13 protein-coding genes are annotated in these 13,354 nt (G+C 70.5%); 9 read left to right on the top strand and 4 right to left on the bottom strand.

Annotated elements, in window-relative coordinates; translation table 11 throughout:
- Positions 1–58 precede the first annotated feature (58 nt).
- Together ACIOHP_RS01510 and ACIOHP_RS01515 are read left to right on the top strand one after the other, a co-directional pair.
- Positions 59–1,654 carry an acyl-CoA carboxylase subunit beta gene (locus tag ACIOHP_RS01510; RefSeq protein ID WP_401882281.1) on the top strand — a complete coding sequence of 532 codons (1,596 nt, stop codon included), beginning with the start codon at positions 59–61 and terminating at the stop codon, positions 1,652–1,654.
- A gap of 10 nt (positions 1,655–1,664) precedes the next feature.
- Positions 1,665–1,874, top strand: a complete 210-nt coding sequence (locus tag ACIOHP_RS01515) for an acyl-CoA carboxylase epsilon subunit (protein ID WP_361548474.1) — start codon at positions 1,665–1,667, stop codon at positions 1,872–1,874.
- Here ACIOHP_RS01515 and ACIOHP_RS01520 read toward each other — a convergent pair.
- On the bottom strand, positions 1,871–2,977 hold the full coding sequence (locus ACIOHP_RS01520; RefSeq protein ID WP_401882284.1) for an SGNH/GDSL hydrolase family protein: 1,107 nt from the start codon (positions 2,975–2,977) through the stop codon (positions 1,871–1,873). The genes ACIOHP_RS01515 and ACIOHP_RS01520 overlap by 4 nt on opposite strands.
- Positions 2,978–3,104: 127 nt before the next feature.
- Here ACIOHP_RS01520 and mmpB point away from each other — a divergent pair, with 127 nt between their 5' ends.
- Both mmpB and ACIOHP_RS01530 read left to right on the top strand, forming a co-directional pair.
- Complete coding sequence (gene mmpB / locus ACIOHP_RS01525; protein ID WP_327719049.1) at positions 3,105–3,233, top strand: morphogenic membrane protein MmpB; 129 nt, start codon at positions 3,105–3,107, stop codon at positions 3,231–3,233.
- 22 nt (positions 3,234–3,255) lie between these two features.
- The gene (locus ACIOHP_RS01530; RefSeq protein ID WP_401882287.1) at positions 3,256–3,876 is read left to right on the top strand and encodes a Maf family protein; all 621 of its coding nucleotides are present in this window, start codon (positions 3,256–3,258) and stop codon (positions 3,874–3,876) included.
- On the opposite strand, the gene ACIOHP_RS01535 is transcribed toward ACIOHP_RS01530, so the two are convergent.
- Positions 3,845–4,363, bottom strand: coding sequence for a hypothetical protein (locus ACIOHP_RS01535; protein ID WP_401882290.1), 519 nt, complete (start codon positions 4,361–4,363; stop codon positions 3,845–3,847). The genes ACIOHP_RS01530 and ACIOHP_RS01535 overlap by 32 nt on opposite strands.
- Positions 4,364–4,726: 363 nt before the next feature.
- Between ACIOHP_RS01535 and ACIOHP_RS01540 the strand changes: the two genes are divergently transcribed.
- Both ACIOHP_RS01540 and ACIOHP_RS01545 read left to right on the top strand, forming a co-directional pair.
- On the top strand, positions 4,727–6,499 hold the full coding sequence (locus ACIOHP_RS01540; RefSeq protein WP_361548462.1) for a biotin carboxylase N-terminal domain-containing protein: 1,773 nt from the start codon (positions 4,727–4,729) through the stop codon (positions 6,497–6,499).
- A 128-nt stretch (positions 6,500–6,627) separates the two neighbouring features.
- Positions 6,628–7,209, top strand: a complete 582-nt coding sequence (locus ACIOHP_RS01545; protein WP_361548459.1) for a TetR family transcriptional regulator — start codon at positions 6,628–6,630, stop codon at positions 7,207–7,209.
- Positions 7,210–7,335: 126 nt separating this feature from the next.
- On the opposite strand, the gene ACIOHP_RS01550 is transcribed toward ACIOHP_RS01545, so the two are convergent.
- Positions 7,336–8,253, bottom strand: a complete 918-nt coding sequence (locus ACIOHP_RS01550) for a DeoR/GlpR family DNA-binding transcription regulator (protein ID WP_389962714.1) — start codon at positions 8,251–8,253, stop codon at positions 7,336–7,338.
- Between the two features lie 214 nt (positions 8,254–8,467).
- The gene (locus ACIOHP_RS01555; RefSeq protein WP_361480443.1) at positions 8,468–9,916 is read right to left on the bottom strand and encodes an NAD(P)H-quinone dehydrogenase; all 1,449 of its coding nucleotides are present in this window, start codon (positions 9,914–9,916) and stop codon (positions 8,468–8,470) included.
- A gap of 106 nt (positions 9,917–10,022) precedes the next feature.
- On the opposite strand from ACIOHP_RS01555, the gene ACIOHP_RS01560 reads away from it, so the two are divergent.
- From ACIOHP_RS01560 to ACIOHP_RS01570, 3 genes are all read left to right on the top strand, one after another.
- Entirely contained in the window at positions 10,023–10,460 is a 438-nt protein-coding gene (locus ACIOHP_RS01560; RefSeq protein ID WP_361548456.1) for a gamma-glutamylcyclotransferase, read from the top strand.
- A gap of 112 nt (positions 10,461–10,572) precedes the next feature.
- A complete protein-coding gene (locus tag ACIOHP_RS01565; protein ID WP_307026632.1) occupies positions 10,573–11,397 on the top strand; it encodes a purine-nucleoside phosphorylase in 825 nt (274 codons plus the stop codon).
- Positions 11,398–11,613: 216 nt separating this feature from the next.
- Positions 11,614–13,245: a phospho-sugar mutase gene (locus ACIOHP_RS01570; RefSeq protein ID WP_401882296.1), complete on the top strand. Its 1,632-nt coding sequence runs from the start codon at positions 11,614–11,616 to the stop codon at positions 13,243–13,245.
- Positions 13,246–13,354 lie beyond the last annotated feature (109 nt).

Raw genomic sequence — 13,354 nt, forward strand, 5'->3', positions numbered from 1 at the left:
ACTACTCTACGGATGAGTAACCGTCCCCCCTTTTGAGCAGGCAGGGAGCCGACCCCCGATGTCCGAGCCGGAAGAGATCGACATCCACACCACCGCGGGCAAGCTCGCGGATCTCCAGCGCCGTACCGATGAGGCGACGCACGCCGGCTCCGCACGCGCCGTCGAGAAGCAGCACGCCAAGGGCAAGTTGACGGCCCGTGAGCGGATCGAGCTGCTGCTCGACGAGGACTCCTTCGTGGAGTTGGACGAGTTCGCGCGGCACCGCTCCACCAACTTCGGCCTGGAGAACAACCGCCCGTACGGCGACGGAGTCGTCACCGGGTACGGGACCGTCGACGGGCGTCCCGTCGCCGTGTTCTCGCAGGACTTCACCGTCTTCGGCGGCGCCCTGGGCGAGGTCTACGGCCAGAAGATCGTCAAGGTCATGGACTTCGCGCTGAAGACCGGCTGTCCGGTCATCGGCATCAACGACTCGGGGGGCGCCCGGATCCAGGAGGGGGTCGCCTCGCTCGGCGCGTACGGCGAGATCTTCCGCCGCAACACCCACGCGTCGGGGGTGATCCCGCAGATCAGCCTGGTCGTCGGGCCGTGCGCGGGCGGCGCCGTGTACTCCCCCGCCATCACCGACTTCACGGTGATGGTCGACCAGACCTCGCACATGTTCATCACCGGCCCGGACGTCATCAAGACGGTCACCGGTGAGGACGTCGGCTTCGAGGAGCTGGGCGGCGCCCGCACCCACAACTCGGTGTCCGGCGTGGCGCATCACATGGCCGGGGACGAGAAGGACGCCATCGAGTACGTCAAGCAGCTGCTGTCGTACCTGCCGTCCAACAACCTCTCCGAGGCACCGGCCTTCCCGGAGGAGGCGGACCTCGCCCTCACCGACGAGGACCGTGAGCTGGACACGATCGTGCCGGACAGCGCGAACCAGCCGTACGACATGCACACGGTGATCGAGCACGTCCTGGACGACGCCGAGTTCTTCGAGACGCAGGCCCTGTTCGCGCCGAACATCCTCACCGGTTTCGGCCGCGTGGAGGGGCGCCCGGTCGGCATCGTCGCCAACCAGCCGATGCAGTTCGCCGGTTGCCTCGACATCACGGCGAGCGAGAAGGCGGCGCGCTTCGTGCGTACCTGCGACGCCTTCAACGTCCCGGTCATCACCTTCGTGGACGTGCCCGGGTTCCTCCCTGGCGTCGACCAGGAGCACGACGGCATCATCCGCCGCGGCGCCAAGCTGATCTACGCGTACGCGGAGGCCACGGTCCCGCTGATCACGGTGATCACCCGCAAGGCCTTCGGCGGCGCCTACGACGTCATGGGCTCCAAGCACCTGGGCGCCGACCTCAACCTCGCCTGGCCGACCGCCCAGATCGCCGTCATGGGCGCCCAGGGCGCGGTCAACATCCTGCACCGGCGCACGATCGCCGAGGCGGAGGCGAACGGGGAGGATCTTGAGGTGGTCCGCGCCCGGCTGATCCGGGAGTACGAGGACGCCCTCCTCAACCCCTACGTCGCGGCCGAGCGCGGCTACGTCGACTCGGTCGTCATGCCGTCCGAGACCCGCCGCCACATCGTCCGCGGCCTGCGCCAGCTGCGCACCAAGCGGGAGTCCCTGCCCCCGAAGAAGCACGGCAACATCCCCCTGTGAAGGAGCCGCTGTGACGATCAGAGTCGTACGGGGCAACCCCACCCCCGAGGAGCTGGCCGCCGCTCTGGCGGTGGTCCGAGCCCGCGCCGCGGCGGCGGCAGCCGCTCCGCCCGGCGCACCCGAGCAGCGGGACGGGTGGTCGGACCCGTCCCGCATCGCGGCACACCGTCTGCCCCAGCCGGGGCCGACGACCTGGGCACGTACCTACTGGCCCGGTTAGAGGACCGCCGACACGGCTTCGGCCATCACCTCGTATCCCGCGTCGTTCGGGTGCAGGTGATCGCCGAAGTCGTAGGCGGGATTGAGCCGGTCCGGGTCCTGCGGATCGGCCATCAGCCGTTGCAGGTCCACGACGGCGTCGTACTCCCCTGAGCAACGGATCCACTCGTTGACCTCGTGACTCACCTTGGCCGCGTGCTCGCCCCAGTGGTCGGACCCGCCGAAGGGCAGCAGGGTCACACCCACCACCCGCAATCCGCGCCCCCTCGCCTGCCGTATCAACTCCCGGTACCCGGCGACGATCTCGTCCGCCTCCACCACCGGCGCCGGCTTGTACGTCGGCTGCTCGTCCGTCTCGCTGAACCCGATGTCGTTGAGCCCGAGCAGCACGACCAGCGTGTCCGTGCCCGGCCGGTCCAGGACGTCCCGCCGCAGCCGGCGCACCCCCTTCTCCCCGTACCACGCGGAGTCGTTGAGCAGCAGGTTCCCGCCGATCCCCGCGTTCAGGACGGGCCGCCCGGTGAGCCGGGCCAGCGCGTCCGACCAGCGTCGGTCCGCACCCGGGGTGGATCCGAACCCGTCCGTGAGGGAGTCCCCGAACAGCGCGACCCCGTCCGTCCGGCCGGCGTCCGCCTCCACCGCGCTCAGGAAGTACCAGGACTCGCTCTCCGCGTCGAACCCCTCCCCGTCCACGTCGTCCAGCAGGTCCCCCTCTCCCCGCCGGCTGGTCGCGAAGGCCTGGGCGTGGAAGGTCGCGGGCCCGGTCGCCGTATCGAAGTACAGCGTGACCGTCAGCGCCTCCCCCGCCGCGACGGCGAGTCGGACGGCGTCGCTGACGACCTCCCCGCGTGCGGGGATCTCGGTGTCCGGCCCGCCCCCGAAGGTGAGCCGCGTCGACGATCCCGCGCACCCGGCGCTCGCGCCCGCGATCCGCACCGGCGAGGTGCCGTACGCGTGGGACAGCCGCACCCGCACCCGGTCCCCGCCTCCGCTCAGCCGGACGACCTGACGCAGCGACTGCCGCCAGAAGCCCTCCCGGGACCAGTTGGGCGTGAAGCCCTCGCTCGGCAGTTGAGGTGACGCGGTCCAGACGGTGGTGAACATGGCACAGCCTTCCAAACGGGACCAGGGTTCCTTTAGCAGCGTCAGACTAACGGAACTCCAGACCCTTTTGGTGAATTTGAGTACGCGTACTCAGGCGCCGCCCCCTACCTCCCCGCACCCTGGAGGCATGCTGTGGTCCGACCCCGAGAACGAGCCGCCCAAGGAACTGCGCGACATGCAGGACATGTTGCGGAGACTGGGACTCTTCCTGGCGTTGGCCATGGTGCTCGCGATGATCGTGCTCGGCATCGGCTGACCGACGCCGATACCCTGACCGCATGACTGATCAGCCGCGCCGCCGACTCGTTCTCGCCTCGCAGTCCCCCGCCCGGCTCAACCTGCTGAGGCAGGCCGGACTGGCCCCCGAGGTGCTGGTGAGCGGGGTCGACGAGGACGCCGTCACCGCCCCCACCCCCGCCGATCTGGCGCTCGCCCTGGCCGAGGCGAAGGCCTCCGTCGTCTCGGCGAAGCCCGAGGTCAAGGGTGCGCTGGTGATCGGCTGCGACTCGGTGCTCGACCTGGACGGCGAGGCGCTCGGCAAGCCCGCCGACCAGGAGGAGGCCACCGCCCGCTGGAAGGCCATGCGCGGCCGCACGGGCACGCTGCAGACCGGGCACTGCATCTACGACACGGTCACCGGACGGTATGTCTCCGGCGTCGCCTCGACCGTCGTCCGCTTCGGCGAACCGACCGACGAGGAGATCGCCGCGTACGTCGCCTCCGGCGAACCCCTCTACGTCGCCGGGGCGTTCACCCTGGACGGCCGCTCGGCGCCGTTCATCGAGGGCATCGACGGCGACCACGGCAACGTGATCGGCATCAGCCTGCCCCTCGTACGCAAGCTGCTGGCCCGACTGGGCGTCGGCATCACGGAGTTGTGGGCGCCGGTGCAGGCCTGACCGGGCTCACGTCGTCCCCCTCGGGGGTCTCCGGGCCCGCCCTGGGCCCCTCCGGGTCCCCCTGGGGGACGTCCGGCTTCGCGTCGGCGGGCTCCTGAGGACGGTCGTACGTCATCAGGAGCAGCACGATGAGGCCGAGCACGGCCACCATGAACACGAACTCGGGCCAGCCCAGCAGCCCCCACGCGAACGCGCCCAGCAGCGCGTGCACCACGGCCGCGCTGATCAGCAGGACACGGCCGAGGCCGGCCGGCGGACGGTTCCGCAACGCCACGAGCAGCGCGACCACGCCGCACAGCGCGAAGTAGAGACCGAAGACGATGCCGCCGATCTTCGACGACAGCGACATCACGTCCGGGTCCAGTCCCGCCAGGGACATGTCCTGCCGGTCCACGACGACACCCATGAACCACTGCACCGCCGCGATACCGAGCGCCTCGACGAAGAGCACGACCGCCACAACCCACGCCACCGGTCTACGCACCACCGGCCCCCACCCACTCTCAAGCCGAGCTCTTGTTACCTCAAGTACGTTCGATACACGCGAACGCTACTAACGGGTAAACCGCGGGACAAGGGTTCTACGGAGGGCAAAGAATCATTGGGCCATTCGTAGGGACTCCACAAAGAATGCGAGTGGTCCGCAGCACGCTCTCACAGAGACCTTGGCCACAGAGGAGGGCTAGGGTTTCCCGGAGGAGTCCTGCGTACCGAGGTGCGACAAGGGATTTCGCGGGTCGAGCGAGCCTCGAATCACGCTCCGTGTGGGCAAGCTCACCATTGGGGACGGGTCGAAGTGCCGTGTCGGCAGTCCCTAAACTCGGCTTGTTTCAAGGAGGGAGCCTCAATCGTGCGCAAGGTGCTCATCGCCAACCGTGGCGAAATCGCTGTCCGCGTTGCCCGGGCCTGCCGGGATGCCGGCATCGCGAGCGTGGCCGTCTACGCCGACCCGGATCGGGACGCTCTGCATGTCCGCGCCGCGGATGAGGCGTTCGCCCTGGGTGGTGACACCCCGGCGACGAGCTACCTGGACATCGAGAAGGTCCTGAACGCGGCGCGCGAGTCGGGTGCGGACGCCATCCATCCGGGCTACGGATTCCTGTCCGAGAACGCCGAGTTCGCTCAGGCGGTCCTGGACGCGGACCTGATCTGGATCGGCCCGCCCCCGCAGGCCATCCGCGACCTCGGCGACAAGGTGGCCGCCCGGCACATCGCGCAGCGCGCGGGCGCCCCGCTGGTCGCCGGTACGCCGGACCCGGTCTCCGGTGCGGAGGAGGTCGTCGCCTTCGCCGAGGAGCACGGTCTGCCGATCGCCATCAAGGCCGCCTTCGGTGGCGGCGGTCGCGGTCTGAAGGTCGCCCGCACCCTCGAGGAGGTGCCGGAGCTCTACGACTCGGCGGTCCGTGAGGCCGTCGCCGCGTTCGGCCGCGGCGAGTGCTTCGTCGAGCGCTACCTGGACAAGCCGCGGCACGTGGAGACGCAGTGCCTGGCCGACTCCCACGGCAACGTGGTCGTCGTGTCGACGCGTGACTGCTCGCTCCAGCGCCGCCACCAGAAGCTGGTCGAGGAGGCCCCCGCGCCCTTCCTCTCCGACGCCCAGGTCGCCGAGCTGTACGCCTCCTCGAAGGCCATCCTCAAGGAGGCCGGCTACGTCGGCGCCGGCACCGTGGAGTTCCTCGTCGGCCTCGACGGCACAATCTCCTTCCTCGAGGTCAACACCCGTCTCCAGGTGGAGCACCCGGTCACCGAGGAGGTCGCCGGTATCGACCTCGTCCGCGAGATGTTCCGCATCGCCGACGGCGAGGCGCTCGGCTACGGCGACCCGGAGCTGCGCGGTCACTCCTTCGAGTTCCGCATCAACGGCGAGGACCCGGGGCGCAACTTCCTCCCGGCCCCCGGCACGGTCACCGTGTTCAACGGCCCGTCCGGCCCGGGCGTCCGGCTGGACGCCGGCGTCGAGTCCGGCTCGGTCATCGGCCCGGCCTGGGACTCCCTGCTGGCCAAGCTGATCGTCACCGGTGCCACCCGTGAGCAGGCCCTGCAGCGTGCCGCGCGTGCCCTGGAGGAGTTCCAGGTGGAGGGCATGGCGACGGCCATCCCGTTCCACCGCGCGGTCGTCAAGGACCCGGCGTTCGCTCCGGAGCTGACCGGCAGCGAGGACCCCTTCACGGTCCACACCCGCTGGATCGAGACCGAGTTCGTCAACGAGATCAAGCCCTTCGCCGCCCCCGCCGACGCGGAGACGGACGAGGAGCCGGACCGCGAGACGGTCGTCGTCGAGGTCGGCGGCAAGCGCCTCGAGGTCTCCCTGCCGTCCTCGCTCGGCATGTCCCTGGCCCGCACCGGCCTCGCGGCGGGCGCCAAGCCCAAGCGCCGCGCGGCCAAGAAGTCCGGCCCCGTCGCCTCGGGCGACACCCTCGCCTCCCCGATGCAGGGCACGATCGTCAAGATCGCCGTCGAGGAGGGCCAGGAGGTCAAGGAGGGCGACCTGGTCGTCGTCCTGGAGGCCATGAAGATGGAGCAGCCGCTCAACGCGCACAAGTCCGGCACCATCAAGGGCCTGTCCGCGGAGGTCGGCGCCTCGCTCACCTCGGGTGCGGCGATCTGCGAGATCAAGGACTGACACACCTTCTCCGGAAGGCCGTAGGACATCCCGGGAGCGCCCGGCGGACTGATCGTCAGTCCGCCGGGCGCTTCCTTTTTCCGGCATCCTGGAGGCACACGCGGGCAGGAGAGAGGGCAGGGGGAGCCATGGGGAACCAGGAGGCCACGGCGACGCGTGCCATGCGCGCGGACGCCCGTCGCAACCACGACCGTCTCCTCGCCGAGGCCCGCACCGCCTTCGCCGCCCACGGCTCCGAAGCGTCCCTGGAGGACGTGGCCCGCCGCGCGGGCGTGGGCATCGGCACCCTCTACCGCCACTTCCCCAACCGCAACGCCCTGTTGAGCGCGGTCTTCGAGGACGCGGTGAACGACCTGCTGGCGCGCGCGAGCGAACTGCGCCGGTCACCGGAACCCTGCGCGGCCCTGGTGACCTGGCTCCGCGAGATGATCACCCAGGCGAGCGAGTACCGGGGTCTGGCAAGGGCGTTGATGTCCGTCTCCCACGACGACACCTCGGCCCTCGCGCGGTGCAGCGACCCCATCCGGGAAGCCGGCGGCGCACTCCTGACCCGCGCGCAGCAGGCGGGTGCGGTCCGCGAGGACGTGGTGATCGGCGACCTGCTCCAACTCACCCACGCGATCGCGCTGGCGGCGGAGGAGAGTCCGGGAGACTCGGACTTGGCGGACCGATTGCTGATGCTGACGCTACGGGGCTTGAAACCCGCCTGACGGGAACGCACCCAAGGGGCGCGGGGCTGTGACATCAGCGGCTCCGCCGCGGGGCGCGATCAGCCACACCCGACCGGCACCCGCGCAGCGCACACGAACCCCTACGGCGAACAGGCGAACCCGAACCTACCGCCGCCGCATATCCGCAACCCGAGCCGCCCGCTGCTCCGCCCCCGCCGGCTCACTGAGAACCGACGTCGCCCGGAGCCCCGCCCCTGCGGAGCCGGCCGGCACCCGGCGAGGTCCCGGGAGGGACACGTCCCGGCGAGGTTGGCGCGGGGGGACCGCATCACTCCCCGAGCCCCCGGCGACAGCGATCTGAACACCCTGGTCGGCCAGCGCCTGCAACTCCGTGGCCGCACGATCGTCGTGCGCCGGGGGCTCGTCGGTCACCAGCCGGGTGATCACATCCGTGGGCACGGTCTGGAACATCGTGTCCGAACCGAGCTTGGTGTGATCGGCGAGGACGACGACCTCCGCGGCGGCCTGCACCAGCGCCCGGTCGACGGATGCCGACAGCATGTTGGACGTGGACAGCCCGCGCTCGGCGGTGAGGCCGCTCCCGGACAGGAAGGCCCGCGAGACCCGCAGCCCCTGAAGGGACTGCTCGGCACCGGAGCCCACCAGGGCGTAGTTGGAACCGCGCAGAGTGCCGCCGGTCATCACGACTTCCACCCGGTTGGCATGGGCCAACGCCTGAGCCACCAGCAGGGAGTTGGTGACGACGGTCAGCCCGGGTACGCGAGCGAGCCGGCGGGCCAGCTCCTGTGTCGTCGTACCCGCCCCGACCACGATCGCTTCGCCCTCTTCGACGAAGCTCGCGGCGAGGTCGGCGATGGCCGTCTTCTCGGCGGTCGCGAGATGTGATTTCTGCGGAAAGCCGGACTCCCGCGTGAACCCGCCCGGCAATACCGCACCGCCATGTCGGCGGTCGAGGAGTCCTTCTGCCTCCAGTGCGCGCACGTCCCGCCGTACGGTCACTTCGGAGGTCTGGACGACGCGGGCGAGCTCACGGAGCGATACGGCCCCGTTCGCTCGCACCATTTCGAGGATCAATTGGCGACGTTCTGCAGCGAACACGAAACTGACAGTAACCCCAACGACCGTCTGCTTTCAGCAGTATGCGCCGAATAACAGAAGTTGTTCGCACAGAAGGGTCGGGAGTGGTATAGGGCCTACGCCCCCCGACTATGCCGCACGAATGGTCGACAACTCCCTGTGACCAGCGGGGAGTCGGTTTCGGCCGTCAGTGACCGCCCTAGCTCTCGCCCGTCTCCTTACGGGTGTGGAGCTGGCGTGCTACCTCGGCGATCGAGCCCGAAAGAGACGGGTACACGGTGAAGGCGTTCGCGATCTGCTCGACGGTCAGGTTGTTGTCGACGGCGATCGAGATCGGATGGATCAGTTCCGAGGCGCGCGGCGACACGACCACACCGCCGACGACGATGCCCGTGCCGGGGCGGCAGAAGATCTTGACGAAGCCGTCGCGGATGCCCTGCATCTTGGCGCGCGGGTTGCGCAGCAGCGGGAGCTTCACGACCCGGGCGTCGATCTTGCCCCCGTCCACGTCCGCCTGCGTGTAGCCGACGGTGGCGATCTCCGGGTCGGTGAAGACGTTGGAGGAGACGGTCTTGAGGTTGAGCGGGGCCACCGCGTCGCCGAGGAAGTGGTACATGGCGATACGGCCCTGCATGGCGGCCACGGACGCGAGGGCGAAGACCCCGGTCACGTCACCGGCGGCGTACACACCGGGAGCCGTCGTCCTGGACACCTTGTCGGTCCAGATGTGCCCGGACTCGCGCACCTTGACGCCGGCCTCCTCCAGACCGAGGCCCGCGCTGTTGGGGATGGCGCCGACCGCCATGAGGCAGTGGCTGCCGGTGATGACGCGGCCGTCGGAGAGGGTGACCTCGACCCGGTCGCCCACCCGTTTGGCGGCGGCGGCGCGGGAGCGGGCCATGACGTTCATGCCGCGGCGCCGGAAGACGTCCTCCAGCACGGCGGCGGCGTCCGGGTCCTCACCGGGCAGGACCCGGTCACGGGACGAGACGAGGGTGACCTTCGAGCCGAGGGCCTGGTAGGCACCGGCGAACTCGGCACCGGTCACACCGGAACCGACCACGATGAGCTCTTCCGGCAGCTCGGTGAGGTCGTAGACCTGCGTCCAGTTGAGGATGCGCTCGCCGTCGGGCTGGGCGTCGGGCAGCTCGCGGGGGTGGCCGCCGGTCGCGATGAGGACGGCGTCGGCGACGAGGGTCTCCTCGGTGCCGTCGGCGGCCTGGACGACGACCTTGCGGGAGCCGTCGAGGGACTGCATGCCCTCGAGACGGCCACGGCCGCGCAGCACCCGGGCGCCGGCGCGGGTGACGGAGGCGGTGATGTCGTGGGACTGCGCGAGCGCGAGCCGCTTCACACGACGGTTGACCTTCCCGAGGTCCACGCCGACCACACGGGCGGCCTGCTCCAGGGGTGGGGTGTCGTCGGCGACGATGATGCCGAGCTCTTCGTACGACGAGTCGAAGGTGGTCATCACCTCGGCCGTAGCGATAAGAGTCTTCGACGGCACGCAGTCGGTCAGCACCGACGCTCCGCCCAGACCGTCGCAGTCGACGACGGTCACCTCCGCGCCGAGCTGCGCTGCTACCAGCGCCGCTTCGTATCCGCCGGGTCCGCCACCGATGATCACGATCCGAGTCACGTACTCCATTGTCCCGCACGCTTCAAGGTGCTACTGCCCGGGGGCCGCGGGACGGTCCATGTTGTTACCTACGGGACGGGCGGGTCGGCCGTTTCGACTGCCGTACCCTCTCCCCATGTCGCTCTACGCCGCGTACGCCGGCAACCTCGACGCGCGGCTGATGACGCGCCGCGCACCGCACTCACCGATGCGCGCGACCGGCTGGCTGAACGGATGGCGGCTGACCTTCGGCGGCGAGCAGATGGGCTGGGAGGGCGCGCTCGTGACGCTCGTCGAGGACCCCGAGTCCCAGGTCTTCGTCGCGCTGTACGACATCGCGCCGCCGGACGAGGACTCGATGGACCGCTGGGAGGGTGTCGGCCTCGGCATCTACCGCCGGATGCGGGTGCGGGTGCACACCATGGAGACCGAGGAGTCGGCGTGGCTGTACGTCCTCGACGCGTACGAGGGGGGCCTGCCGTCGGCGCGCTACCTCGGCGAGATCGCGGACGCGGCGGAATCGGCGGGGGCGCCCCACGACTATGTGATGGAACTCCGCAAGCGCCCCTGCTGACCCTCGCGCCCCGCCTTTCACCGGAATTCGTTGGAAACGACAAGACAACGATCGGCAACCCGTTCGCTCTGTCATCTACGCGCGTAGGCCGGAAGAGGCTACGCTCATCCGCGTGAACGCATCTCTTCTTCCGGACGACATCCAGGGCGACCCGCATGGCGCCGCCGACGCCGCCGCCGCGCGCCTGCGCGAACTGACCGGCGCCGAGACCCACGACGTCGCCCTCGTGATGGGCTCCGGCTGGGCTCCGGCCGTGGACGCGCTCGGCGTTCCCGACGCCGAGTTCCAGGTCACCGAGCTGCCCGGGTTCCCGCCGCCGGCGGTCGAGGGCCACGGCGGCAAGATCCGCTCGTACAAGATCGGCGAGAAGCGGGCCCTGGTCTTCCTGGGCCGCACGCACTACTACGAGGGCCGTGGTGTGGCCGCCGTCGCGCACGGCGTCCGTACGGCCGTGGCGGCCGGCTGCAAGACGATCGTGCTGACCAACGGCTGCGGAGGGCTGCGCGAGGGCATGCGTCCCGGGCAGCCGGTGCTGATCAGCGACCACATCAACCTCACGGCGACGTCTCCCATCGTCGGCGCGAACTTCGTGGACCTGACGGATCTGTACTCCCCCCGGCTGCGCGCCCTGTGCAAGGAGATCGACCCCACGCTGGAGGAGGGTGTCTACGCCCAGTTCCCCGGCCCGCACTACGAGACACCGGCCGAGATCCGTATGGCCCGTGTCATCGGTGCGGACCTGGTGGGTATGTCGACGGTCCTCGAGGCGATCGCCGCGCGCGAGGCGGGTGCGGAGGTTCTGGGTATCTCCCTGGTGACCAACCTCGCCGCGGGCATGACGGGCGAGCCGCTGAACCACGAGGAGGTCCTCCAGGCGGGCCGTGACTCGGCGACGCAGATGGGCGCGCTGCTGGGCCAGGTTCTGAGCCGGCTGTAGCCGACGGGGGCTTTCCTCGCCCCCGCCGCCCCCACCCGTCCCATCCCTGGGGGCTGCGCCCCCAGACCCCCGCGTCGGCCCCGAAAGGGCCTCGTCCTCAAACGCCGGACGGGCTGGTTGGTCAGCCCCTCCTGCGTTTGAGTAGCGGGGGTCCAGGGGCAGCGCCCCCTGGGAGTCCCTGCTCACCCGCACACCGACACGAGAGGTTGACCCGACGTGCACGACGATCTCATCGCACGAGCCACCGCATGGCTGGCCGAGGACCCCGACACGGAGACCCGTGACGAGCTCGCCAAGCTCATCGAGGCCGGAGACGTCACCGAACTCACCGCACGCTTCAGCGGCACCCTCCAGTTCGGCACGGCGGGCCTTAGGGGCGAGCTCGGCGCCGGACCGATGCGCATGAACCGCAGCGTGGTCATCCGCGCCGCCGCCGGTCTCGCCGCGTACCTCAAGGGGAAGGGCCAGTCGGACGGCCTCGTCGTCATCGGCTACGACGCCCGCCACAAGTCCGCCGACTTCGCCCGCGACACCGCGGCCGTGATGACCGGCGCCGGCCTCAGGGCCGCGGTCCTCCCCCACCCCCTCCCGACCCCCGTCCTGGCGTACGCCATAAGGCACCTCGGCGCGGTCGCCGGCGTGGAGGTCACCGCCAGCCACAACCCGCCCCGCGACAACGGCTACAAGGTCTACCTCGGCGACGGATCGCAGATCGTGCCCCCGGCCGACGCGGAGATCGCCGCCGAGATCGACGCCGTGCGGTCCCTGGACGACGTCGTCCGCCCGGACGCCGGCTGGGAGATCCTCGACGGAGCCGTCCTCGACGCCTACCTGGCCCGCACGGACGCCGTCCTGTCGGACGGGTCCCCCCGCACCGCCCGCACCGTCTACACGGCGATGCACGGCGTCGGCAAGGACGTCCTCCTCGCCGCCTTCGCGCGGGCCGGCTTCCCGGAGCCGGTGCTCGTCGCCGAGCAGGCCGAGCCCGACCCCGACTTCCCGACCGTGGCCTTCCCCAACCCGGAAGAGCCCGGCGCGATGGACCTCGCCTTCGCCGTGGCCCGCGAGACGGACCCGGACCTGATCATCGCCAACGACCCGGACGCCGACCGCTGCGCCGTGGCCGTCAAGGAGAGCGGCGAGTGGCGGATGCTGCGCGGCGACGAGGTCGGCGCGCTCCTCGCCGCGCACCTCGTCCGACGCGGCGCGCAGGGGACCTTCGCCGAGTCCATCGTCTCCTCCTCCCTCCTCGGCCGGATCGCCGAGAAGGCGGGTCTGCCGTACGAGGAGACCCTCACCGGCTTCAAGTGGATCGCCCGTGTCGAGGGCCTGCGCTACGGCTACGAGGAGGCCCTCGGCTACTGCGTCGACCCCGACGGCGTACGGGACAAGGACGGCATCACCGCCGCCCTCCTGATCACCGAGCTGGCGTCCGAGCTCAAGGAGCAGGGGCGCACGCTGCTCGATCTCCTCGACGACCTCGCCGTCGAGCACGGTCTGCACGCCACCGACCAGCTGTCGGTCCGTGTCGAGGACCTGTCGGTCATCGCGGACGCCATGCGGCGGCTGCGGGAGCGGCCGCCGACCGAGCTGGCCGGGCTGGCGATCACCAAGGCCGAGGACCTCACGCGGGGCACCGACAGGCTGCCGCCCACCGACGGCCTGCGGTACACCCTCGACGGCGCCCGCGTCATCGTCCGGCCCAGTGGCACCGAGCCCAAGCTCAAGTGCTACCTGGAGGTCGTCGTCCCGGTCGCCGCCCACACCGACCTGCCCGCGGCCCACGCGAAGGCGACGGACCTGCTGGCGACGATCAAGCGGGACCTGTCGGCGGCGGCCGGCATCTGACCCACCCGCTGGGGTGCCCTGACCGACCGGGGCACCCCAACGGGTGATTTCACCGCGCCGGTCGAAGCGCGCTCCACGCCTCGGCGCCCACCCCGGGAAACGGTGACGG

Source organism: Streptomyces sp. NPDC087859, assembly GCF_044742595.1.
Classification (GTDB): domain Bacteria; phylum Actinomycetota; class Actinomycetes; order Streptomycetales; family Streptomycetaceae; genus Streptomyces; species Streptomyces canus_F.